This is a genomic window from Methanobacterium lacus (assembly GCF_000191585.1).
Classification (GTDB): domain Archaea; phylum Methanobacteriota; class Methanobacteria; order Methanobacteriales; family Methanobacteriaceae; genus Methanobacterium_B; species Methanobacterium_B lacus.
The window spans coordinates 2,236,509-2,260,131 of record NC_015216.1 but is presented as its reverse complement, the minus strand read 5'-3'; the positions used below and the strand labels follow the sequence as shown (position 1 = coordinate 2,260,131).

Here is a 23,623-nt window from a genome sequence, read left to right as displayed (position 1 = left end):
AATAAAAGTGATAAAAATGTGGAAAGATTTTTCAGAATACATCATTACAAATTACAAAGATGCTTCAAAGATAGTTGAGGTCGGTATGGGAAATTTCCCAAGGGTTGCCCTCACACTGCAAGAACATCTTAACATGGATATCATCATGACAGATATTAAACCTTACCATCCAACGGTGACGGTAGATGATATCAACGATCCAGACTTGGAAATATACAGGGGTGCTTCGCTTATCTACTCAATAAGGCCTCCAGAAGAACTTCAAAAGCCTATAAAAACAGTAGCTGATACTGTGGGTGCAGATATTATTATAAAACCCTTTTTAACAGAATCTTTTTTGAACGATAAAAAATTTAAACTCATAAATTACAAAACAGCAATATTTTACAAGAAGTGTAATAATGAAATGGCAGATTAAAACAACGGAAGAAACCCTAGATATGGTAAAATCAGATTACAATGGGTTAAAATCCGATGAAATACCCGATAGAATGGCTAAATACGGGAAGAACGAACTTGTTGAGGAAGAAAAGGCAGGTCCAATAACCAAATTTTTCAACCAATTCAAGGACTTCCTAATCATACTACTTATTGTGGCGGCCATAGCCGCAGCATTCATAGGAGACACAACAGATGCAGCAGTTATTCTTTTAGTAGTTGTTTTAAATGCAGTTATAGGATTTGTACAGGAAAACAGGGCCGAAAATGCCATGGCACAACTGAAAAACATGACCACTGTAACTGCAGTTGTGGTGAGGGACGGTGAAGTTCAGAGCGTAGATGCCAACCAACTCACAGTTGGTGACGTTGTGATCATTGAAGAGGGTGACAGCATACCTGCAGACATCAGGATGTTAGAAGCCCATGATTTAATGGTGGATGAATCTGCACTCACAGGAGAATCAAAACCATCCAACAAAGTTGAAAACACCGTTTCAGAGGATGAAACTTCAAACCTAGCATTCATGGATACCTACGTATCCAAGGGAAGGGGAAGGGGAGTTGTTGTAGAGGTTGGAATGAACACTGCCATTGGAAGAATTGCTGAAATGATCCAGGTCGAGGATGAGAAAACACCACTCCAAGACAGGATACATGGCCTTGGCAAATTAATGGGACTCATTGCCCTGGTTGTTTGTACTGGAATATTTGCACTCCAATTCTTCAAGGGAGTGCCAATAGTTGAAAATTTCATGACAGCAGTTTCATTGGCAGTTGCAGCAGTTCCAGAGGGATTACCTGCAATATTAACCCTCACACTCGCACTTGGAATGCAGAGAATGGCCCGAAGAAATGCTGTTGTACGCAAACTCCTTGCAGTGGAAACCCTGGGATCGTGTACCACCATATGTACAGATAAAACAGGAACCCTAACCAAGAACAAGATGACTGTGCGTGAAACCAGTATTAAATCGTCTGAAATGGCTTTAACCATATCTGCACTTTGTAACAATTCCCATATCTCCGAGGGAAAGATCATTGGTGATCCAACAGATGGGGCAATACTGTTGTATGCTGAGGAAAATGGCTACAAACGGGAAGAACTTGAAAAAACACATGAACGTCTCTATGAACTGCCCCTGGACAGTGAAAGAAAAAGAATGACCACGGTGAACAACTTCCAAAATAAGAGGTACGTACTTGTTAAGGGAGCCCCTGAGATCATCTTGGAAAAATCCAACTACCTAGAAGAGAATGGAGAAGTCCAAGACTTAACAACAGAAAATAAATCTCAAGCCATGGATGAACTTAAAACCATGACCTCCAAGGCATTGAGAGTTATTGCAATGGCCTACCGGATCATGGATGATTCAGAGGATTTAGAGGGTAACAATTCATTGGAGGAGGATCTGATCTACGTTGGAATGGTTGGAATGATGGATCCTCCGAGGCAAGAAGCTAAGATAGCAGTTGAACAGTGTGAAAAGGCAGGAATAAATGTGGTCATGATCACAGGTGACAACAAAGACACTGCAGCTGCAATTGCTTCAGAACTTGGAATTCTTAAAGATGGAAAGGTTTTAACAGGACCGGAACTTGAAAAAATTAGTGATGATGAGTTCAGGGAAGTTGTGAACACTGTAAATGTTTACGCAAGGGTATTTCCAGAACAGAAGGTGAGAATTGTGGAGGCCCTTAAATCCAGAGGACAAGTAGTGGCCATGACTGGAGATGGTGTGAATGATGCTCCTGCTCTCAAAAGGGCTGCTATTGGTGTGGCCATGGGTTCAGGTACAGATGTTGCAAAGGAATCTAGTGACATGCTGCTTCAAGACGATAACTTTGCAACCATAGTGGATGCTGTGGAAGAGGGACGTACCATATTTGACAACATAAAAAGATTCGTTAAATTCCAACTGTCAACCAACATAGGTGCCATACTCACCATAACCTCGGCCTCATTAATGAACTTACCAATACCATTCAATCCAATCCAGATTTTGTGGATAAACATAATAATGGACGGTCCTCCAGCCCAGTCACTGGGTGTTGAACCATCAGAACCCGATGTCATGGAAAGACCACCAACAACCGGCAACATCATCTCAAGAAGAAACCTCATTAGAATGGCCATTGCAGGCGTAGTAATGAGCATAGGAACCCTTCTTCTGTACACCTACAAACTCAACAGCGGTGCAACAACCATAGAAGCCATGACAGTTGCATTCACAGTGTTTGTCATGTATCAGATATTCAATGTATTCAACTGCAAGGCCAAGGGCAAACTTCCAAACAAAACCCTACTCATAGCAGTTGCAGCATCTTTCCTTTTACAGGTGTGTGCCATCTACGTTCCATTCCTCCAGCACATATTCAAAACAACCGCCATCACTGGTTTGGATTGGCTCATGATTGTGTGCGTTGCCTTGACAATATTCATTTCAGAGTTCGTGAGTGAAAAGGTGATAAAATGAATGTTATGGTGATGTCTGGTACATCAGATGCAGTCAAGATAATCAACTATCTTCATGCCATTGATGATACTGTGATCACCGCAACAACAACAACCAGTTACGGTGCGAAACTTGCATCTGATGCAGGTGCCGATGAAGTAAAGGTGGGTGGGCTGGGAGTTGAAGCCATGGTTGAACTTATTCAACAAAAAGAAATAGATCTTCTCCTTGATGCCACACATCCATTCGCATCCCAAGCAACAGAAACTGCTCTAGACGCAGCTAACAGTGCAAAAATTGAGTACCTCAGATTTGAAAGACCCGCAACCCAGCACCATACAATCAAAGGCATCCATGTTGTGAAAGATTTTAAGGAAGCTTCCAAAACTGCATCTGAACTAGTTTCCAAAACAAAAAATGGGAGGATAATGCATCTTGCAGGTGTATCCACACTTCCGCAGGTGTTAGAAAAGATCTCAGCACATTCAATTATTGTAAGGGTGCTTCCAGCTGTTTACTCCATAAACAAATGTCTTGAACTGGGAATTCCGAGTGAAAATATCGTTGCAATGCAGGGAACATTCTCATCAGACTTTAACAGGGCACTCATGGAAGAATTCAACGTGAACGTGGTAATAACCAAGGAAAGCGGAGAATCTGGAGGAACATTATCTAAATTAGAAGCAGCATCCCAACTTGAAATCCCGGTTGTAATGGTTAAAAGGCCAGAAATTAAACAACTCAAAAAATCTAAGGTTTACTCAGATATTCCTGAATTGATCAACGAAGTAAAAAGGTTTAAATCTAATTTAGGTTGAATAATTTTTTCTAGCCCACTAAAATGAGTAAATGTGCAAGCCTCAGATCGCCCATCAGTCATCATTGATCAGAGCTCATAGGGTTCATCACAGGCCAGCTTATGATTAATACAATTATTTTTCCTTTTCTAATAATTAACAATTGGTATAATAGATTAAATGAGTCGCAAATTATACGTATAATACTTTAAAAAAAATTTTGAAAAAATCCAGTTATTCACTGGATCATCCAAACATTACGCCTGCTTCTTTTTTCATCTCTTCGTCGTGTTCCATACCCACTATTTTATCAATAGCGTCCATGAAATCGTTCATTGTAACGGTTGTTCTTTCTTCTCTTATTGCGAACATACCGGATTCTGTACAGATGGCCTTAAGATCCGCACCTGAAGCACCCTCTGAAAGTGATGCAACAAGTCTAACGTCCACATCTTCATCTAGGGACATATTTTTGGTGTGGATTTTGAGTATTTCCATTCTGCCGTCCTCGTTTGGAATAGGAACTTCGATGAATCTATCGAAACGACCAGGTCTTAAAAGTGCAGGGTCTAATATGTCCGGTCTGTTGGTTGCTGCAACAATTCCAACATCACCCCTACCTTCAAATCCGTCCATCTCTGCTAGTAACTGCATAAGAGTTCTCTGAACCTCTCTGTCTCCACTGGTGGAACTTTTCAGTCTTTTGGCTGCTATAGCATCTATCTCATCGATGAAAATGATACTCGGTGATTTTTCCTTTGCAAGTTCGAAAACACCCCTAACAAGTCTGGCACCTTCACCAATGTATTTTTTAACGAATTCAGATGCAACAATTTTTATGAAGGTTGCATTGGTTTCGTGGGCAACTGCCTTGGCAAGTAAAGTTTTTCCAGTTCCTGGAGGTCCGTAAAGTAGAACTCCCTTCGGAGGTTCGATACCAATGTTGGTGAACAGCTCTGGTTTTTTAAGTGGAAGTTCAACAGTTTCTTTGATCTCAACGACCTGTTCCTCTAATCCACCTATTTGAGCATACTCAACATCTGGTTTTTCATCAACTTCCATACCTGTAACTAGTGGGTCCTTTTCTGATGGCAGTACATGCACTATGCTAAATGTCTGCTGGTTAAGAGCCACACGAACCCCAGGTTCAAGTGACTTTTCATCTAAGAATCTTGAATATCCAATAACAAAATTAGGGCCTGTGCTGCTTTTAACCACAACTCTCCCGTCGTCTAATACTTCAGTTACTGTTGCAATAACTAAAGGTGGTGATCTGAATCTTTCAATTTCGCCCCTGAGAGATTTGACCTCCCTATCGAGCCTCATTTTTTCATTTTCAATGAGGACCTTATCCTTTTCAAGTTTTCTAACCTTCCACATAAGGTTACGTTTGGTTTTGGTGTTGTCCTCTTTAAGGATTTTTATCTCCTTTTTAAGGTCTTCAATTTTTTTCAGTACATTTGGGGACATGTTTTCCATGATCCTCGCTCACTCCTAACTTTTATTAAAAAAAATAATTGTTTAATTATTTATGGATTTATTGTCCTTAATATTATTTAAAGGTTCGTGGAGGTTTTTAATTACCTCACTAAACTTTGTTAAACCGTTTGTTCTGCCCATAGAAATTGGGATTTATGTTTTGTATTTATTATATATATCCCAATCTAACCCTATTTGAAACTATGGTATTGAAAGAAAATTTAAGGCCCAAACAAATTAATATTTTGGTTTAAACCAAATAAAACTCATGGTTCTAGAATTGCGGAAAACCCTTATGATATGACCCTGGTTAAAGCTAGTTAATTTAAGCATCCAAACAGTTGAAAACAATTTTCTTTAATTCACAAGAACCTGTTTTGTCAATTTATCATGGGTGATCATGTTGGAAGAATAGTTTGATATCAAATGAGGAACCACTCATTTATTGTAGTCTCCAAAACTTCAAATGTCCAAAACTTTAAAATAGATATTCCATAAAAAAATAGTTAAAAAACACTTAGTAACATAATCCTCAATTTACATCTGAACTTTTTAGATGTGGGATTTATGTATGTAACAATGATTACAAGTTAAAGGGATCGTCATGAGATGCGAGATATGTGGAAAAAAACTAGTTGAAGAACCATTGAAAACTAAAATTGATGGTTCAATCATGCTTACTTGTAAAGAATGCTCAAAGTTTGGTAAAGTTCAAAAAGAACCTCCTAAACCAAAGAGAAGAGGAGCTCCAAGGGGTTCTAGTGGGACCAGAAGAACTTCACGACCACAGGAACCTACCGAGGAAGTTATTGAAAATTTCAATCAGTTAGTGCGTAATGCCCGTGAAAAAAAGGGTTGGTCTCGTGAAGAACTTGGTGAAAAGCTGTATGAAAAGGCTTCAGTCATAAGCAGAATAGAATCCGGTAAAATGGTTCCAGATATTAAACTTGCAAAGAAACTCGAGAAAACACTGAAAGTGGTTCTTATAGAAAAGAATGATGGGACAGCAATGGATGAACTGGCTCATGCAAAGGTTAGAGAAGCAACAATAGGGGATATTGCTAGAATAAAAAAGAACTAACTTTACCCTATTTTTCTTAAATAATTTTTTTTTTTAATGTTGAATTATCAATTCAATCTTCTTTTTTAGAATCAGAAGATTTTTCACTCTTATGGGAATAATATCCTCTCAGGGGACTTAATTTATTGAAATTAGCTTCTAATTCTTTAAATTCCGCATATTCCTCGCTTATGACCACTACATGTGCTGGTGGATGTATTTTTCTGATGTGAACTATGCTCTTGGTTGTGTCGTCAACCACCTTCACAAGAACTGCTATGGCTGATCTGGATCTTATCTTTTGTTTCAAAATTTTAGTTGCTATGTTATCTGCCTTTTTTGAATCCATGATCCTGGGTTTACCACTAATTTTCAGGCCAGCATGTCTCTCGATATCTGCGAGGGTGTTTAAAAGTTTACTTTGGTCTTCTGCTCTTATTAAAATTAATGCCATAAAAATTTCTCCTATAAAAAATCTTTTAATTAAAAATAATTTAAATGGAATAAATTCATCATTTATTCCGCATTTTTTTACTACTTCTTTAGGAAGGATGATATTAACGTGCTTCTAAACAACACCAGTATCACCAGAATTATTCCTATGGCAGTTTGCATGTTTCCCAACAGGTTCAGTATGTTTGAGCTTATTGGTAGGTTCCATGGTGGGGATGATCTGTCATCTGGCAGTGCCTTGAAATACACACCAACAGCTTTTTGATTTTGATTCACATTGATATCACTGGCTTCAACATTGTTTACCCCAACTAGCAATCCATTTGAAATTGCGCTGTTGATATCCTTTGCAATTTGTGTTCCACTAAAACCATGTTTTGAAACAGATGCCTGAACTATTTCTTGGGTTGTTGAAGCAACTCCCGGTGCATCTGTACCATAAACAGCTACCGATGTTGTGTTTGAATCCACTGTTATGGCATTTTGCAGTGCTTGATATGCGTAAACCGTTGTAAGATTTGATCCATCAATTGGACTGACTTCATAATTCGCAGCCTCAGGATACGCCACACTCCAACCATTATCACTGATCTTACTGTAGGGTTGATCCATTGAAAAACCAGTGGTGTTTAATTCGGTAGGTGTGAACATGTCCCCAGTTGTTATACCAGAAACAAGGTTTAAAGCACCTCCACCATGTTTTTCACCGGCGTTTATTGCAACATTTTTAAATGCAGCTGCAACCACATCTGTGGCAGGATAACCATCCCGTATCATTTGGCCCATCATTTCCGCTGTTTGTAGACGCACAGCATCTGCAGTACCGTACTGAGGGTTACCTGGAGTGTTTCTCAGGTGAATAATAGCTCCCTTAGTTCCGGGGGGTAGAACTGCTAAACCTCCATTGTAGGGAGTTATGGTGATGGTACCGTTATCTGAAACAACCACAACGTATGCTAAGAAGTATCCTCCGACAGCAGCACCGATGGTAGGTCCTCCAGTCATGATCCTAATACCTGAAAATCCATTTGCAAGTGTTGCTGCAGAAGCTGCTGTTCCTCCATTTTCAAGGTTGTTCACAGCTGACACAATAGCACCGAGCCTTGGGGTTTCGTTACCCTCACCACCCGAGAGAACACAGAAATGTTTTTCTTTTGAAAGGATGAATGTGGACTGGAACATGTTTTCTGCCCAGGACTGACTTCCTGCTGCAGCACCGTTTGGATCCTGTCCTGTAGGGTCTGTTATAACAACAACGTTCATTGTAGCGGCAGAGGTGTGAACCAACATACCGACCGTCATTAGGAACAGTAAAATTCCGACTAAATTTGATCTCTTCATGAATTTCAGCCCCTTAATATGTTCCATTCAGCCCTTTTATGTATATGTTTGAGAAGTCTTCAATCACGTTCACTGTAACAATTCCTGTTGAATTATCCACTTCTACATCGGCCGCAACAATTGGCGTGATCTGCGTTCCTGGTATCGTTGTCAGCATAACAGCTTGCTTAGCATTATCTATGGCTTCATTCAAGGGAACTTGCCGCTTAGACGTGACTAAAGTATCTCCCTGGATGTAACTGCCTGATCTAAAACCAACATTTGCCATACTATTTTTAATAGAATCTAATGGCACAATATCGTTACCCTTAACAATCACACCAGAAATTGGAACTCCCTGATCAGAGGTGGTTGATGAGGCATATGACATGTAAGTCATGACCCTCCCTGAAAATATAAGCAGGAATGCCAGTAATAAAATTATTAAGGTATCTCTCCTAATTTTTATGAACATTCTAATTCACCTTCAGTGCATTGAAATATGAAATTATAATATTTAATATGTTTATTGATCTTATCTGATCTAATTAGATTATTTTTAAAAGATTTAAAACTATGCCATAATGTAATTATTTTTTTTCATAGAAACTATTTCAATTCTAAAATTGATTTTTTATACTTGAATGCGGCTTCTCCAAGACATATTAATGCTGAAGATTTACATTTCAAACCAGTTTTCATCCCATCTAACACTTGGTCTGAACTTGCGCCGAGTGTTCCAGTTTTATCGAATTTAACCACGGATTCACTTGTCAGCACAATTTTTCCAGATTCAATTTCTTCAACCTTGGTTTCTGCAACTACTCTGGATGCATGGGATGCTGGAACTATGAAATCTCCAAACTTCAACACTTTATCAAATATTTCCACGTCTCCATGTTCACCTGATTCGGAAGAAACTGTTAAAACTACTGTTATGGTTTCATAAACCTTTTTAAGCTCTCTTAAAACAGTTTCAATTCCTGCGGGGTTGTGTCCATAATCGAGGATAACTTCCATTTCTTCATGGGTGAAGAGATGTTCAATTCTTCCGGAAACCCCTTCAAAGGTTTCAACTGCAGTGAGAATTTTGTCCATGGGCAGGTTGAAATATTCCCTTGCAGCCACAATTGCACCTGTGACATTGTAAACATTGTGAAGTCCGATGAGCTTCATTTTCACTTCAAAAACAGAATCTGGTGTTTTGAGTTTGAACCTTCCCTCAGATTCTTCAACATCAAATGCAAGGTAATCTGGTTCGGGACGTTTGAGTCCACATTCACATTGGTAGTAGCCTGATCCTGTTATTGTTTCGTTGATCTCAATTTCATTACCACACCAGCATTCCTTGTAACCCACATCTTCAGTCGTTGTATCCACTCCAAACTTTATCACAGAATCTGGGTTTTTTATCAAACCCCACACTGTTGGATCGTCTGAGTTGATGATGAGTTTCTTCTTCTGGAAGTAGTCCACAAATTCTCCTTTGATCCGGGCGTAGTTAATAAAATCATGGGTTTTATCCAGATGGTCGGGGTTAATATTTGTTAAAACACCACAATCAGGTTCGCAGCGTTTCATCATAATTTCCAGGTCACCAGTGTTTCCAAAGGTTCCTGTTTCAAGAACTGCAACATCTCCCTTCAACCTGGCCTGCAGTGGAGGAATGTAATCTATGTTTCCTTGAAGTTTGATGAAACCATGTTCCGTTGGTTTAAGGTCCATAGTTCGGCATATATGTTTAAGCAGCGTTGTGGTGGTTGTTTTTCCATTGGTTCCACTGACACACAGAACTGGTTTATCTGGTTTAAACTGGTTTAAACAATCATCCACAGTCATAACATCATTGCCATGTTCTGAAATTAGCTTGAATAACTCTGAATCTTCACCTAGGCTGGGTGGCGGTATGATGATGTCTGAATCACTAAAAAATGATTCGGGATGGTTTTCTAGGAATTTGGGAAAATCATAATCTTCGAGTGTGTACAAAAATGTGCATCCTTTGGCCGGGCTCATATCTGTTCCCATAACCCTGAATTTTTTGTCCATCAACATCCTGGAAACTAGGTTTCCAACAACTCCACAGATTCCTACCACACCGTAAACAGGTTTCTGCCTGTTTTCAGAGTTAATCATATTTTTTACACCCTTCTTTAATGCCTGACATCATTTTAAATTTGAGATCATCGTAGTTGGTGATGGCTCCAGGCCCAACATGGACTACAATATCACCTGGTTCTGAGTGTTTGATTGCGAGTTCTCCTGCAACAAACATGTCTTCGGTCGCTAACTTTATAGCCGGTGATTTTTGAGCCCCCTTAATAACATCGTTTGCTGCTTTCACATCAAACTTTTTAGTTGTTTCGTTGTATCCGCTGCAGATTATTACCTTAGCATATTTGCCAATGACTTCACCCACCTTAACCTTGTCCCGAGGATTGGTGCTGTCAGGGTTATCCACCACCACAACTAAATTCTCGCTATCAAAGCTTTCAAGGGTATTTATAAGTCCTGCAGGTACAAAGGCGGCATCAAAATGAACTTCCCTGTCCTTATAATTTCCAATGTATTCCATATGTCCTTCAATACCTTTAAAATTAGATAACCCCTTTTTTATAGATTCTTCGCTGATTCCGTATGCAAGCGCTGCTGCTGCAGCTCCAATGGAATTATCGAAGTAGTATCCCCTGAGTTTGAATGGGGTGTTGAAATTACCTTCCAATCCCAATTCTGGAATGTTGTAATTTATATTGAGCAGACCATTTTCCAAAGTTCCCTGAACCTTGCAAAGCTCATGCTCATGACAGTAGTAAATGACATCGTCCCTGAATGATTCTATGTTTTCCTTGCATTGAATACCTGAAATAAGAATTTCACTGGATTGGGTGATGAATAATTTCCTTTCAACATACTTCTCCATTGAATAATCGAACTCGTCAAGATGATCTGGAAAGATGTTGGTTATGATTCCCACTTTGAGCTCCACCTTGGACATCAACCTGGATGTTCCATGGGGCAGTTCAAGCACGGCAACATCGTTGCTTTTATGAAGTCCATTAACTATTCCATCAACAATCACTTCGCTCAACAGGTTTCCCATCCTTGAAGAACACGACCAAACATTGTAACCTGCAGCTCTGAAAATTTCTGCCACTGTGTGGGTTGTGCTAGTTTTTCCAAGTGTTCCTGTTATCCCAATTGTATCAATTTCAAGCTGTTTATTGATGATATCTGAAATATATTCGTTGCTCAACACCTCAATATTCTTCTCAGCTAAAAACTCCCATACCGGAGCATTCAGAGGCACAGTTGGGGCCACATATGCATATTCAATTTCTTCAGATTTTAAACTCTCAAAATTATCAAAATCAAACGCTAATTCCACACCCTCATTTTCCATTATTTTTAGGGTTTCTTGCACTTTTTGAGGGAATTCATTCATTTTTTTTCTGTCTGTCATCAGGATGCTGTTCCCAACATAATTCAATATCCTTGCCACGGGCCTTCCAGCATTACCTGCACCAATTACTAAACACTTCATAACAATTTCTCACAAGAATCTTTTAAACACTGTAATCCATATTATTTCTTTTAATCAGATTTAAATCTTAATCTACTAAGTATTATTTCCAAGTAGTACTTATCAATTTCTCATTCTAATGGCCATGACAATGAGTAAAACTGATCCCCACGATTTAAACTAGGCAGATATTGGGTGTATTTTAAAATAAATAGGGTATTAAATTCATTAATTTTATTCTGGACCTTTTATCCGGTTTAAAATGTCCTTAGCAGGATCCATTCCCTGGGCACCAATTAATAGAATAGTATCTTCCTTTTTTGCGGTGTTCAAGGTGTAATTTAGGGCATCTTCCAGTTCTTCTTTGAAGGTGTGTTCTAGTTTATGTTCATCCATAACTTTCCTCACAACCTCAATTTCAGAGGCATGAACAGTGTTCAACTCGTCAACAACTTCAGAACTGCTTGTAATAATCAGGGAGTAATCAACGGCTTGAAGGGCAGATGCAAGTGCCTCTGCATTTAAACGGTTTATGACTTCGCCCCTAGATCCTCGGACTGCAAACAAGATAATCAGGGTGCCTTCAGACATTTCAGAGGCGCTTTTAATGGTTGCTGTGATTCCGTCGGGGTTGTGGGCGAAATCATCTATTATCAAAGGTTCTTGGTAAAGAATTGAAAATCTTCTGTTTAATGGACTGTAAGACAAAATTCCAGCTTTTATGGCACTGGTATCGATGTTCAGTGCCAAACACGCACCTATGGCTGCCATTGTATTTTGTAGGAAGTGCTTACTTTTAAATGGAAGATCTTCCATCTTTAAAAACAGTTCATCTTCATGGTGTATTCCGTCGGATTTAACAGTTAGATCCGGATTAAAATCTGGTTCAACAGAACCGTGGGATATTATGCTTGGACAGGTCACAATTTCTCCAGCCATTTTTCTTAGAAGCGGATCATCATAATTTAAAACAGCGTAGTTATTTTGGCATGATTTTTCTACTGCAGCCAGGGCTCCGTATATCTCGGCGTAGGTTTCTTCAATGGAATTGATTAGACCAATATGATCCATGGTTATGTTGGTCAGAACCAGAACATCTGGTTTAACTGCATCTGTCATTAGGTAAGCATGATCTTTCATGAGCTTATCCATCCATCCCTGAACTTCTGAAACTTCTACCACCATTGCATCAATGGGTTTTTTGGTTTTTGCTTTGAAACGTGATATTTGATCAGAAACAACAGGGTCAATCAAGGTGTTAAATTCAGATTTAGAATCTGTGTTGGTGTAACAGTTGTAACCTGCATGATTAAGTATGTTTTGTATCATGTGGGTTGTTGTTGACTTTCCATTGGTGCCTGTTACAACCACTCGTATGGATCCAGGGGCAAATTTTTCAATGGACCATCTGAGTGCAAATGCATTGGCAAGTTCAATTTTTGGGGTGATTATCAATGGAAAATCAAGTTCTTGTGCTGTTTTCACGGCATCACCCTTGGGGTTTTGAGTAACAACACATGAAACACCCCTATTTCTTGCTATTTCCACACCCTTTTCATCGATCCAATGTCTAATAACTGCATCTCCAGGTTTTGCATGGTTTAAGAAGGTGAAAATTCCCTGAATAACTATATCTGGCCCTGTTAATTTTCCATCGATTTTATTGGCCAGATAGGAAGTTGTTAATTCTGTCATATTATCCCCTAAATGTTCTAAGTTTTTTTTTAGATCACGTTGTAGATGAAGAGTGCTGCACCTGAAATTACTATGGTTGCTCCCCAGTAAACTGCCACGATCTTCTTTTCGGACAGTCCCTTGTAATGCAGTGTATGGTGGAGTGGTTCAACAGGCAGTTTGATGACATGTGCCCTGTGAAGAAGGCTTATGATAACGGATATTATTGGAACTGCTAGTGCTATGATTGCGAAGTATACGACGTCTCCAAGAAATGCTGCGGTAATATATCCAGCACCAAGGGCAAAGGAACCTGTGTCTCCCATGAATATGGATGCAGGATATCTGTTGAACACCAAGAAACCGAAGCATGTTCCTGCTATTACTATAAATGGTAATGCTCCCATTGGGTTTCCCTTGGAAAATGCGAAAAGTCCCGAAGCAATTGATGCTATTCCCAGTATTCCAGCTGCGAGTCCATCCATACCGTCTATCAAATTCACTGAGTTGATTGATCCAACTATACCACAGATCACCACGGGTATGATCAACAATCCAATATTGAAACCAAGAACTGAAGCACCAACAGCTCCTGAAGCAACTAAGAAGAGTGAAACCAAAATTTGGGATGCTATTTTTTCATTCTCTTTAATCTCACTTTTTATAGGTGCTTCACCAATGATTTCAACTTTATCAGTTCTAAGAAGCTCTTCAAGATCTTTTTTTGCTTTAGGTGTGGTAACTCTGGCGTTTTCTCCGTTTTTGAGTGTTAATCTTCCAATTTCAACTGGTTCAGCACTCTTGTTCATAACAACTTTCTGAATTTCCTTGGTTTTGAGGCCTATTAGATCATCCATCAAACCAACAATACCAGCAACCATCATTATTAAAACTGTTAAAACAAGCTGTGAATTTGTGTAGTACACACATGCAATCAACAAAACTCCCATGAGAATGGCAATTCCGCCCATTGTGGGTGTACCAGCTTTATGGCTGTGTTCAGTAACTATCGGGTTGTCTTTTACATCTGCATACTTCAAGAATTTTTTAACCAAATACGTGAAAATTGCAGTTGATAAGAATGCGAGTAAGAATATGAAGATTTCCAGGTTAAAATTGTTCAAGATACCACCTATGACTCTATTTTGATAATTTTGGTCAGATTCATTTATAAAGTTATAATTTTTACTGTTATTTCAATAAATTTTAGATTGATATATATCTATGGATGTACTACTCCAATAAAATTTTCAAATCCTCGGCAGTTTTAACTGCGTTGGCCATTGAATCGCCCCTGATCGTGATGCGTTCATGGTTTTCTGGACCATGAATTATCCATGAATTTTCACCACTAAATTCCCTGAATTTGTAGTTGTTCTTAGAAGAGCTGTAACTTCCAACTGGTACTTCGATGGAAGAATAATTTTTGATCCTGTCCCTTAGTTCAGAGGGATCCCACACACCAGAAACCATCTTCACGAGTTCTTGCATGATATAAACATTGGTTGCAGCACCAGTTATGTAGCGAGTTCCGCTCGGCCTTGCATTGATTTCAATCACATAATTTTTTCCGGTTTTCATGTCGAATATCAGGTCGATGTCGGCAGTTCCCTCTAAATTGAGGGTATCTGCAATTTTAATGGCTATTTTCCGGATCTCTTCGTTATTTAAATCATTGTCAACACCATCAATATCTAGAGGTGCTTTTTTAACCTTTTTTAGGGGGTGCAAACCATTTATAGTTGTTTTTCCCTTGTGAACTGGAACCAGTGGAATGGTTTTTCCATTCCATCTCAATACTTCGATGGATACTTCGTACCCTTCCAGAAATTTTTCTGCCAATGTTTCATCAAAGCCATCGAAGTAGTTTCCAACTTCTTCAAACTTTGAAACGATTTTGATGCCTGATCCGCCCTGGCCACTGCCCTGTTTCAGCACAACTGGGGATTTAGATAGTAGTTTCGTTAATAAATTAGCATTGTTGTTTTTTGAGAGTTTAAAAAATTCAGGGGTTTCAATACTGTTATCAACAAAGAATTGTTTGGTTTTAATTTTATCTGCACAGATTGAAGCGGCTTTAACACCTGAACTTGCTACTGGGATGCCATGGTCTTTTTCAAGGATTTCTTTCATCTTTGCAACATCAACAAGCGGACCATCAACACCTATCAGGGGAACCACTCCATCAACTTCTTCTTGAATAGCAATTTTCATGGGTTCTTCCATTCCCCTCGAAACTTCAAAAAATTGGTCTGAAAGTTTAAGATTTGGTGATTCAGAATTAGATTCGGTTATAATGGTTTTAATTGTATTTTGTTTGGTGTAAAGTGCTACATCGTCGAACAAACGTGCGCCTATAAAAAGTATCTTCATTTTATCACAGTTTATTTAATTGAAAAATATTACAGATTTGCTTAAATTTTTATTTTGAAATCCTAATCGAATGTTTGGATATTATATCTATGATCCATTGAGTTCTTTAATATTAGCTTCTATTTCATGGATCTTGACACTGAAAAATCCTTATAAGTTCTATCATCAAGGATTCAATACCTTCTTTAAGTTCTTCAGAGATTTCTTCAAACATTTCAAGGGATTTGGGTTGTATTCCAATCAATATTATTTCAGCATCAGAAAATGATTTCAAATATTTTATCATGAACGATAGTGGCATTGCATGGGTGGATATGCTGTAACTTGCAATTTCATCCTGATGAACCAGTCTTAAACTTCCAGGATCAAGGCCCATTTCAACGGCATCAACGAATATGATGTGTGAGGGCTGTTTGGATCGTATCATTCCGGTGTAATTTTCAGGTACTGTGCCTGCATTCACCACACTCATCATCAGATACTTATCTGGATGTTTCTGAATTTCCTGGCCGAATTTTTCGGCTATGATGGGTCCTGCTGCATCATCTCCCCGCATTTCGTTGCCAATGCATAGAAATATGATATTTTCATGGTTTTGGATGAATTTTTTCAGCTCTTGCTCTAACACTTTCCAGTCCTCCGCCCATTTCATAACTCAGATTAACTTCCAGCATATCATTTTCAACCACATTAATTTTCTTCAGAGGAATTATTAGAGGGGGATTTAACATGGGTGTTGGTCCGCAGATAATCTTTTCAGTTATTAAAGTGAATGTTGTTAACTTCAATCCATTAACTATTCCTTTTCTGTTGATCTTGATCATAAACATTTGCTTGAACTTGGGTTCAACAGGTTTGCTGAACATTAGTTTACTGTAGAATATTGGATCTCCAAGAACAGAATTTTTAGGAAAACCATCTTCTTCATAAGATATATGTTCACATGATGATTCAACTGGTTCTATACAGTTAATAATTCCACATGGAATTATCACCCCATCTTCCTTCAAGTACTTGAGTGCTGAGTTGAGTACAGGTACCTGTTCTTCATCTATGAGTGCTGTGTCAAGCATTTCACAGATTATAACATCTGCCTTGGTACTGAATTGATACTTACTTGCATCGGCATTCACTACCTCAACATTGTTGAAGGCTTCAAGATTTCTTTGGGCAATTTTTGAGGTTGTTCTGTTAATTTCTACAGCCACAACCTTATCTGCATACTGTGCTGCCCACGAAGATAGAACACCCGAACCTGTTCCAAGATCAAAAACTGTGCCCTTAGATTTTTCTTTGATGGCTTCGAAGAATCCTGCCAACCTTTCATAATCAGATCTTAAGTTGTGGTGATACGGAGTGTTTACAAGTGTCATATGATTTAGAATAAAAAATGAATTCAATTACACCATGCATTTAAAAATAAAAAAAAGGAAAAATATTTACTCTATTTTTTCTCCACTGGCAGTGCTTGTTAGTTTAACGTGTTCCACACCTTTTAATCTCATAATTTTTTCTGTAAGATCACGTATGTACTTAACATCGCCCTTGACTACTATGACTTCTAAACAGTACTTTTCAGTCATGTGAACGTGCATCACTGCGTTGATATAATCACGGTAATCATGTTGAATATCTGTAAGGTCCTCCATGACTCCTGTGTAATGGTGGTCGTAGATTACTGCGAGGATTCCAATTCGGTCTCCTTCCATTTCATTCATCCACTGGTATCTTACAATGTAATCTTTTAATGCATCTCTTATTCCTTTTGAACGGGATTGATAACCCCTGTCTTTTAATACTTCGTCAAAATCATTGAGTAATTTTTTAGGTAGTGACATACTAATACGCATCACGTTGTTCCCTCCCCATTTTTATAATACCATAATACTAAATTTGGCACTATTTAAACCTTTCCTCAAAAATATTTAATAGGATTTGGTAGTGTCAAGTTCACATTCAAATGATATATAATTAATACTTAATACTTTTTTCTATTATCGTGATTATTTTTATGGCTTTGAGTTTGTTAGGGATGAACATTTGAAATGATTTCATGTATCTGTAACTAGTTCATATGTTTTTCAACATCTGGAAATTGGATGTGCAAATAAATATTAATCATTTCAACTAAATCTATTTATTAATGACTGTGATGGTGATTATTCAAAATTTTGGAGGATCAAAATGGAAGTCAAAGAAGCCATGAATCAGGGTGTAATAACTGTTAATCCAGAATCAAAGCCTTTAGATGCATTTAAGAAGATGTATAAGGAAGGTGTGCGGAGACTGTTTGTATTGGATGCTGATGGAGATCCCAAGGGAGTAGTATCCTATTCAGATCTTATAGGAGTTTTAGGTAGTTTAAGACCCACAAATAGTGAAATGGCATCGTTAAGTATATCAGATATTATGTCTGAGGATGTTATGACCATTGATTCAGACAATGGGATAGAAGATGCTGCTAATTTAATGGTTAGGGCAGATGTTTCGGGATTGCTTGTTCTTGAGAAGGATAAACCTGTTGGAGTAATTACTAGAACCGACATCTGTAGAATGGTGGCAGCTGAACTTCTGGTACCTGCATAATTTTTTTTCCTGTACAATTATTTTTTTTTATTTGAAACAATTTTAAAAACCAAAAATTATCTGAAAATGAAAGTGAGTATTAACAATAAGTATTCATATAGTAATTGGATTTTCAGTTTGAAATTATGTTTCACACGTTATGGATTTTACTGTTCGATCCATAAAAAGTATGAACAATGATACGAAAAATGAGTAAATTGAATTTATTCCTAATATTATTTGCTTAACAAACAATGAAAAATCTTATTGAAATTAAAACAATATTAAACTGGGTTGGAAATACCACTAAAGGATTTCCAACTGATAGCTTAATAAAATGAGTGCGGCTGCCGGGATTTGAACCCGGGTCGTAGGCTTGGAAGGCCCAAGTCCTAACCAGACTAGACTACAACCGCAATGCGGCGTCCGGGATTTGAACCCGGGTCACTGACGTGGCAGGCCAGAGTCTTAACCAGGCTGGACTAACGCCGCATAGAATACTTTTGACAACATACCATGGTTTTGCGTTACTGGTATATAAGCTTTTAGGTTTGTAACCTTCATTAATAAAATTTCAACAAAATTTCGGGGTACAGAAACCCCAACTAAAATAATGATTATTACTAAATTTAATCTCGAACACAAGATTTTAACCATTTATAATGGGTTTAAAATGTTATAAAATGATAATAATTAGAATTTAATGATTTTTAATGCTTAAACCTGTTAAAAACTGAAATATTTTATTGTAAAGATTTCCTTACATTAAATTAAAACTGGACATTAATTTTATATAGCATGATCATTCAAGAATGAAGATATTACTATAAAACAACAGTGAATATAAAATTAGGATCAAATAAAATTTATTCAGTTGAATGATTAACGAAAAAAGTTCAAGATCGATTGTGATGGTGTTAACATGTACGTGGTTATAATGGGTGGGGGAAGGGTTGGTCTTGCACTGGCATCTTCCCTGGTTTCAGTTGGAAATGATGTAACTTTAATAGAAAACAATTTGGATCTGTGCAGTAATGCAGCGAGTGAATTGGATGCGATGGTCATTTGTGGAAATGGTACCGACATTAAAACGCTCAAGGAAGCTAACATAGCAGATGCTGATGTTTTTGTAGCTGCAACAGGCAATGATGAGGCTAACCTCTTATCATGCATACTAGTGAAGGATTATAAAATACCTAAGGTAATTGCAAGGGTGAGTAACCCTGATCACGATGATGCTTTCCGTAAAGTTGGGATCGATGTTGTTGTGAGTCCTGAACTTACAGCTGCAGGTTACCTTGAAAAGCTGATAACACGTCCGAAAATAGCTGATCTGATTGTTATTGGAAAAGGAAATGCTGAGCTTCTTGATATAAGTGTTAACAACAAGAAGGTTATTGGAAAAAAAATAGGGGAAGTCAGTCCCACAGACAACTACATCATAGCTGCAATTTACAAAAATGGTGAAATAAAAATACCCAAGGAGGGTATGATGTTGAAGGAAGGGGATAAGATATCAATACTTGCCAAGACCCATGCAATCAAGGAAGTAACCAAAAAATTCACACAGTAACTCCCTATTCAATTCTCTTTTAGTTACCTTTGGATATCAACTAATTTTGCATCGATGATACTCATATCCACATTTTCTTCGAAGATATTTGCCAGTCTTTCGATTGAAGATCTTTTCATGTCTTCGAAGTCATCGGTTCCAAATCCTAATTTTTCCATCCCTTTACTGCTTCTAACGTGATCAGTGAAGGTTCTTCTGAACTTGAAATTATGGAAAATTCCATGGAGATAGGTTCCAGAGACCAAACCATTCACTGCACCATCGTAACCCTTTGAATCATTACCAAATCCCTTCACAATTTTTATGAGGGCTTGGGAGTTATTAATGGAACTTGTGCCTTCGTGAAGTTCATAACCCTCAACAAGTTCTCCCTCTAGATCTTTAAACATTCCTTTCCCAGTTAAAATACCATTACTTTGGGTGATTACCTTTTCAACTTCACCAAACCTGGTTTCAATGTCCAGCAAACCCAGACCTTCCACAGTGCCGTGTTTGGATTCTTGGTGATCTTCATCGTGGATCATGGTTCCCAAAATCTGGTAACCTCCACATATCCCAAATACTGGTATTTTTTTGGATAGTTCAACGATTTTATCGGCATGTCCAGATTTTTTAAGGGCAACAAGGTCGCTCACACTGTTTCTGGTTCCTGGCAGTATTAGTGCGTCCACATCTCCAATTTCATCATCCATTTCAATTAGCTTAATTGTTACATCTGGTTCGTATTCAAGTGGATCTATGTCTGTGAAGTTAGATATTCTTGGAAGTCTTAGAACACCTATTACAACATCACCATCTCCACGATACTTGTGTTCTGACAACGATGCTGAATCCTCTTCAGGAAGTTTCAGATCATCATCGTAGGGCAGTACACCCAAAACTGGAACTCCCACAATTTCTTCTATCTGCCTGATTCCAGGCATTAAAATGTCCAAATTACCCCTGAACTTGTTGATGATAATTCCCTTGATCCTGTTCCTGTCCTCCTCTGGAAGTAAGGAGAATGTACCTGCTATGGATGCAAAAACTCCGCCCCTGTCAATATCTGCAACTAATATTACATCTGCATCAGCCATCCTAGCTATTTGCATGTTTGCAAGGTCTTTATCAAGCATGTTAATTTCTGCCGGTGATCCTGCACCTTCGATGACTATAACATCGTAATCTTCCTTCAATGCATTGATGGAACTTTCTATTGCTGCGAGTGCTTCTTGCCTGAAGTTGTTCTGGTAATGGTAGAAGTTCATGTCTCCTGCAGGTTTTCCATGCACTATAACCTGGGAAATAAAATCTTCCTTTGGTTTGAGCAGAATGGGGTTCATATTATATGATGGTTCCACACCTGCTGCTTCTGCCTGCAGTACTTGGGCCATTGCAATTTCAGCATCTTCATTGGTTGTGTATGAATTTAGGGACATGTTCTGTGACTTAAATGGAGCAACTTTATAGCCTCTTTTAGCAAATATTCTGCACAGGGCAGTTACTGCAACACTTTTACCTGCATTTGATGATGTTCCCTGTATCATTATACATGGGTAGTTGTTTTCACGCTGCAAATTTAGGCCTCCTTGATAGTTTATGTTTAAATTAGTAATGTTGATCTTAGTTTTTATTATTTACTCAATGGCCTGGAACATCCAAAACCCTGCTCAAGTTTTTGTATCAATTTATTAACCCGGGGTGTGCTGGCGATGGCGGCTATTAAAATGACTTTATAAAAGTTTAACTATGTTCTGTAGTTGAATCGTTGGTTTGGGCAGGGAATTATTGAGGGCGAACCTTATCTTTAAGTTTTCATAATTCTCTAGGTTACTGGATGATCAACCATCAAAAAATTAAACAAAACTATAAATATATGGTGGGATCAATTAAGGAAAATTCAAAGGACAAATATAAATAGGCAAGATTTGTATATTATATTATATAGAAAGCAAGTCGCGTTATTTTTTGATAGGTAAATTCAGGAGGCTGTCATCGGTTATGGCAAGTTTAAATTCAAATTCGAACGGTTCACTCAAGGAAAAGCTTGATTTCAGGACTTATACAACTTCTGGAGATATAGATATCCCAGATAAGATTATAGATCAAATAATAGGTCAAGAAGAAGCTGTTGAAACGGTGATTAAGGCAGCAAAACAAAGAAGAAATGTTCTTTTAATAGGTGAGCCTGGTATTGGTAAATCAATGCTTGCAAAGGGAATGGCAGAACTTCTGCCGCCTGAAGAACTTCAAGATCTATTGGTGTATCCAAACATCGAAGACCTACACAACCCCTTAATAGGTGCCATGCCTGCGGGAGAGGGAAAGAAGGTTGTGATGAATTACAAGATCAAAGCAAAGAGCCAGGAAGAAAAGAAAAACTTTTTCATGGTGATCATAATAGGACTCATCCTGGCAATTGGATTTTATTTAAGAAGGTACTTGGAAGCTATAATCGCAGCAGGAATAGTACTCTTGGTTATGATGCAAATGAAACCACGAAGTACCATCATGGTTCCAAAATTGTTAATCAACAACGAAAACAAGAACACAGCACCATTTGTGGATGCAACAGGTTCACATGCCGGCGCTCTCCTTGGGGATGTAAGGCACGATCCCTACCAGTCTGGAGGTCTTGGAACTCCTGCACATGACCGTGTTGAAGCTGGTATGATTCACAAAGCCAACAAGGGTGTGTTGTACATCGATGAAATTGGTACCATGCAGATGAAAACCCAGCAAGAGCTTTTGACTGCAATGCAGGAAAAGAAATATTCCATAACAGGTCAGAGTGAAACAAGCAGTGGTGCAATGGTTCGTTCCCAGGCTGTTCCTTGTGATTTTGTTCTGGTTGCATCTGGTAATCTTCAGGTGCTCAAAGGAATGCACATTGCTCTGCGTTCAAGAATAAGGGGTTATGGTTACGAAGTGTTTATGAAGGATTCCATGAAGGACACTCCTGAAAATAGGGATAAACTGGTGCAGTTCGTTGCTCAAGAAGTTAAAAAAGATGGTAGAATACCACATTTTAGCAGAGAAGCTGTGGCTGAAATTATAAGGGAAGCTCAAAGAAGAGCTGGTAAGAAAGATTCTTTAACACTCAGGCTAAGGGATTTGGGTGGTCTTGTAAGGGCTGCTGGAGACATAGCTAAAGGGGAACATGCTGAAAGCGTGACTTTAGAACATGTGATTGGTGCAAAGAAACTAGCAAGAACCTTAGAACAGCAGATAGCAGACAGATACATTGTTCAGAGAAAGAAGTACAGTGTATTTAAATCTGAAGGCAGTGAAGTTGGTAGGGTGAATGGTCTTGCAATAATAGGAGATAGGAGTGGAATACTTCTCCCAATTGCAGCTGAAGCAGCACCTGCACAGAGTAAAGATGAGGGTAAGATCATAGCAACTGGAAAACTTGGTGATATAGCCAAGGAAGCGGTTCAAAATGTGAGTGCACTCATCAAGAAAAACACAGGTACAGACATATCCAACCATGATATTCATATACAGTTCCTTCAAGCTTATGATGGTGTTGAAGGTGACAGTGCAAGTGTTTCAATAGCAACAGCTGTGGTATCTGCCCTTGAAAATGTTCCGGTTGATCAGTCAGTGGCACTCACAGGATCCCTGAGTGTAAGGGGTGATGTGATGCCAGTAGGTGGAGTCACTGGTAAAATTGAAGCTGCTGCAGAGGCAGGCATGAAAAAGGTTTTAATACCTTATTCAAACATGGATGATGTTTTAATCGAAGAAAGGTACAAGAACAAAATAGAGGTCATACCTGTAAAGAATATGAGTGATGTTTTAGAACACGCCCTAATAGGATCAGGGAAGGCCAGCCTTGTAACTAAGATGAAGAAGATCACAGACATGGTTCCCAAGGGAATACTTCAAAAACCCCAGAAACCAGTCACACACTAGTCAAAATGAAGTGTGGGA

At 38.4% G+C, this 23,623-nt stretch carries 20 protein-coding genes and 2 tRNA genes; 7 read left to right on the top strand and 15 right to left on the bottom strand.

The window, feature by feature from the left end; translation table 11 throughout:
- Positions 1-16: 16 nt before the first annotated feature.
- From METBO_RS11010 to cobK, 3 genes are read left to right on the top strand one after another with little or no spacing between them, the layout of a single operon-like run.
- Positions 17-418 (top strand): UPF0146 family protein, encoded by a 402-nt coding sequence (locus METBO_RS11010; protein WP_013645790.1) that lies wholly within the window; start codon positions 17-19, stop codon positions 416-418.
- Positions 402-2,915: a calcium-translocating P-type ATPase, PMCA-type gene (locus tag METBO_RS11005; protein WP_013645789.1), complete on the top strand. Its 2,514-nt coding sequence runs from the start codon at positions 402-404 to the stop codon at positions 2,913-2,915. Before METBO_RS11010 ends, METBO_RS11005 begins: the two co-directional genes overlap by 17 nt.
- Positions 2,912-3,712: a precorrin-6A reductase gene (cobK, locus tag METBO_RS11000; protein ID WP_013645788.1), complete on the top strand. Its 801-nt coding sequence runs from the start codon at positions 2,912-2,914 to the stop codon at positions 3,710-3,712. Before METBO_RS11005 ends, cobK begins: the two co-directional genes overlap by 4 nt.
- A 225-nt stretch (positions 3,713-3,937) precedes the next feature.
- On the opposite strand, the gene METBO_RS10995 is transcribed toward cobK, so the two are convergent.
- Positions 3,938-5,170 (bottom strand): proteasome-activating nucleotidase, encoded by a 1,233-nt coding sequence (locus METBO_RS10995; protein WP_013645787.1) that lies wholly within the window; start codon positions 5,168-5,170, stop codon positions 3,938-3,940.
- A gap of 604 nt (positions 5,171-5,774) precedes the next feature.
- On the opposite strand from METBO_RS10995, the gene METBO_RS10990 reads away from it, so the two are divergent.
- A complete protein-coding gene (locus METBO_RS10990) occupies positions 5,775-6,251 on the top strand; it encodes a multiprotein bridging factor aMBF1 (protein ID WP_013645786.1) in 477 nt (158 codons plus the stop codon).
- Positions 6,252-6,303: 52 nt separating this feature from the next.
- Here the strand turns inward: METBO_RS10990 and METBO_RS10985 are convergent, their stop codons facing one another.
- The 11 genes from METBO_RS10985 to nikR form a co-directional block, all read right to left on the bottom strand.
- Positions 6,304-6,684 carry a DUF356 domain-containing protein gene (locus tag METBO_RS10985; protein WP_013645785.1) on the bottom strand — a complete coding sequence of 127 codons (381 nt, stop codon included), beginning with the start codon at positions 6,682-6,684 and terminating at the stop codon, positions 6,304-6,306.
- Between the two features lie 80 nt (positions 6,685-6,764).
- Complete coding sequence (locus METBO_RS10980; protein ID WP_048186770.1) at positions 6,765-8,024, bottom strand: hypothetical protein; 1,260 nt, start codon at positions 8,022-8,024, stop codon at positions 6,765-6,767.
- 13 nt (positions 8,025-8,037) lie between these two features.
- Positions 8,038-8,478, bottom strand: coding sequence for a hypothetical protein (locus METBO_RS10975; protein WP_013645783.1), 441 nt, complete (start codon positions 8,476-8,478; stop codon positions 8,038-8,040).
- Between the two features lie 134 nt (positions 8,479-8,612).
- Positions 8,613-10,139, bottom strand: coding sequence for a Mur ligase family protein (locus METBO_RS10970; protein WP_013645782.1), 1,527 nt, complete (start codon positions 10,137-10,139; stop codon positions 8,613-8,615).
- The gene (locus METBO_RS10965; protein WP_013645781.1) at positions 10,132-11,544 is read right to left on the bottom strand and encodes a Mur ligase family protein; all 1,413 of its coding nucleotides are present in this window, start codon (positions 11,542-11,544) and stop codon (positions 10,132-10,134) included. The genes METBO_RS10970 and METBO_RS10965 overlap by 8 nt, the downstream gene beginning before the upstream one ends.
- Before the next feature lie 213 nt (positions 11,545-11,757).
- Positions 11,758-13,218: a Mur ligase family protein gene (locus METBO_RS10960; RefSeq protein ID WP_013645780.1), complete on the bottom strand. Its 1,461-nt coding sequence runs from the start codon at positions 13,216-13,218 to the stop codon at positions 11,758-11,760.
- A 29-nt stretch (positions 13,219-13,247) separates the two neighbouring features.
- Positions 13,248-14,321 carry a glycosyltransferase family 4 protein gene (locus METBO_RS10955; RefSeq protein WP_013645779.1) on the bottom strand — a complete coding sequence of 358 codons (1,074 nt, stop codon included), beginning with the start codon at positions 14,319-14,321 and terminating at the stop codon, positions 13,248-13,250.
- A 109-nt stretch (positions 14,322-14,430) separates the two neighbouring features.
- Positions 14,431-15,570, bottom strand: a complete 1,140-nt coding sequence (locus METBO_RS10950; RefSeq protein WP_013645778.1) for an ATP-grasp domain-containing protein — start codon at positions 15,568-15,570, stop codon at positions 14,431-14,433.
- A 124-nt stretch (positions 15,571-15,694) separates the two neighbouring features.
- Positions 15,695-16,198, bottom strand: a complete 504-nt coding sequence (gene hycI, locus METBO_RS10945) for a hydrogenase maturation peptidase HycI (protein ID WP_013645777.1) — start codon at positions 16,196-16,198, stop codon at positions 15,695-15,697.
- Positions 16,158-16,943 (bottom strand): 50S ribosomal protein L11 methyltransferase, encoded by a 786-nt coding sequence (locus METBO_RS10940; protein ID WP_013645776.1) that lies wholly within the window; start codon positions 16,941-16,943, stop codon positions 16,158-16,160. The genes hycI and METBO_RS10940 overlap by 41 nt, the downstream gene beginning before the upstream one ends.
- A gap of 66 nt (positions 16,944-17,009) precedes the next feature.
- Positions 17,010-17,420, bottom strand: coding sequence for a nickel-responsive transcriptional regulator NikR (gene nikR, locus METBO_RS10935; RefSeq protein WP_013645775.1), 411 nt, complete (start codon positions 17,418-17,420; stop codon positions 17,010-17,012).
- A 334-nt stretch (positions 17,421-17,754) separates the two neighbouring features.
- Here nikR and METBO_RS10930 point away from each other — a divergent pair, with 334 nt between their 5' ends.
- Entirely contained in the window at positions 17,755-18,156 is a 402-nt protein-coding gene (locus METBO_RS10930; protein WP_013645774.1) for a CBS domain-containing protein, read from the top strand.
- 321 nt (positions 18,157-18,477) lie between these two features.
- Here the strand turns inward: METBO_RS10930 and METBO_RS10925 are convergent.
- Positions 18,478-18,551 (bottom strand) — tRNA-Gly (locus METBO_RS10925).
- A 2-nt stretch (positions 18,552-18,553) separates the two neighbouring features.
- Positions 18,554-18,627, bottom strand: a tRNA-Gly gene (locus tag METBO_RS10920).
- A gap of 430 nt (positions 18,628-19,057) precedes the next feature.
- Here METBO_RS10920 and METBO_RS10915 point away from each other — a divergent pair.
- The gene (locus tag METBO_RS10915) at positions 19,058-19,708 is read left to right on the top strand and encodes a potassium channel family protein (protein WP_013645773.1); all 651 of its coding nucleotides are present in this window, start codon (positions 19,058-19,060) and stop codon (positions 19,706-19,708) included.
- A gap of 23 nt (positions 19,709-19,731) precedes the next feature.
- Here METBO_RS10915 and cobQ read toward each other — a convergent pair whose 3' ends face one another.
- Entirely contained in the window at positions 19,732-21,234 is a 1,503-nt protein-coding gene (gene cobQ, locus METBO_RS10910; protein WP_048186768.1) for a cobyric acid synthase CobQ, read from the bottom strand.
- Positions 21,235-21,688: 454 nt separating this feature from the next.
- Here cobQ and lonB point away from each other — a divergent pair, with 454 nt between their 5' ends.
- Positions 21,689-23,605 (top strand): ATP-dependent protease LonB, encoded by a 1,917-nt coding sequence (lonB, locus tag METBO_RS10905; RefSeq protein WP_013645771.1) that lies wholly within the window; start codon positions 21,689-21,691, stop codon positions 23,603-23,605.
- Positions 23,606-23,623: the final 18 nt, after the last annotated feature.

What these genes read in the sequence shown, in the direction of transcription:
- METBO_RS11010 (WP_013645790.1), top strand. Translation starts at nt 17, where the DNA reads ATGTGGAAAGATTTTTCAGAATACATCATTACAAATTACAAAGATGCT.
- METBO_RS11005 (WP_013645789.1), top strand. Translation starts at nt 402, where the DNA reads ATGAAATGGCAGATTAAAACAACGGAAGAAACCCTAGATATGGTAAAA.
- cobK (WP_013645788.1), top strand. Translation starts at nt 2,912, where the DNA reads ATGAATGTTATGGTGATGTCTGGTACATCAGATGCAGTCAAGATAATC.
- METBO_RS10995 (WP_013645787.1), bottom strand. Translation starts at nt 5,170, where the DNA reads ATGGAAAACATGTCCCCAAATGTACTGAAAAAAATTGAAGACCTTAAA.
- METBO_RS10990 (WP_013645786.1), top strand. Translation starts at nt 5,775, where the DNA reads ATGAGATGCGAGATATGTGGAAAAAAACTAGTTGAAGAACCATTGAAA.
- METBO_RS10985 (WP_013645785.1), bottom strand. Translation starts at nt 6,684, where the DNA reads ATGGCATTAATTTTAATAAGAGCAGAAGACCAAAGTAAACTTTTAAAC.
- METBO_RS10980 (WP_048186770.1), bottom strand. Translation starts at nt 8,024, where the DNA reads ATGAAGAGATCAAATTTAGTCGGAATTTTACTGTTCCTAATGACGGTC.
- METBO_RS10975 (WP_013645783.1), bottom strand. Translation starts at nt 8,478, where the DNA reads ATGTTCATAAAAATTAGGAGAGATACCTTAATAATTTTATTACTGGCA.
- METBO_RS10970 (WP_013645782.1), bottom strand. Translation starts at nt 10,139, where the DNA reads ATGATTAACTCTGAAAACAGGCAGAAACCTGTTTACGGTGTGGTAGGA.
- METBO_RS10965 (WP_013645781.1), bottom strand. Translation starts at nt 11,544, where the DNA reads ATGAAGTGTTTAGTAATTGGTGCAGGTAATGCTGGAAGGCCCGTGGCA.
- METBO_RS10960 (WP_013645780.1), bottom strand. Translation starts at nt 13,218, where the DNA reads ATGACAGAATTAACAACTTCCTATCTGGCCAATAAAATCGATGGAAAA.
- METBO_RS10950 (WP_013645778.1), bottom strand. Translation starts at nt 15,570, where the DNA reads ATGAAGATACTTTTTATAGGCGCACGTTTGTTCGACGATGTAGCACTT.
- METBO_RS10940 (WP_013645776.1), bottom strand. Translation starts at nt 16,943, where the DNA reads ATGACACTTGTAAACACTCCGTATCACCACAACTTAAGATCTGATTAT.
- nikR (WP_013645775.1), bottom strand. Translation starts at nt 17,420, where the DNA reads ATGCGTATTAGTATGTCACTACCTAAAAAATTACTCAATGATTTTGAC.
- METBO_RS10930 (WP_013645774.1), top strand. Translation starts at nt 17,755, where the DNA reads ATGGAAGTCAAAGAAGCCATGAATCAGGGTGTAATAACTGTTAATCCA.
- METBO_RS10915 (WP_013645773.1), top strand. Translation starts at nt 19,058, where the DNA reads ATGTACGTGGTTATAATGGGTGGGGGAAGGGTTGGTCTTGCACTGGCA.
- cobQ (WP_048186768.1), bottom strand. Translation starts at nt 21,234, where the DNA reads ATGATACAGGGAACATCATCAAATGCAGGTAAAAGTGTTGCAGTAACT.
- lonB (WP_013645771.1), top strand. Translation starts at nt 21,689, where the DNA reads ATGGCAAGTTTAAATTCAAATTCGAACGGTTCACTCAAGGAAAAGCTT.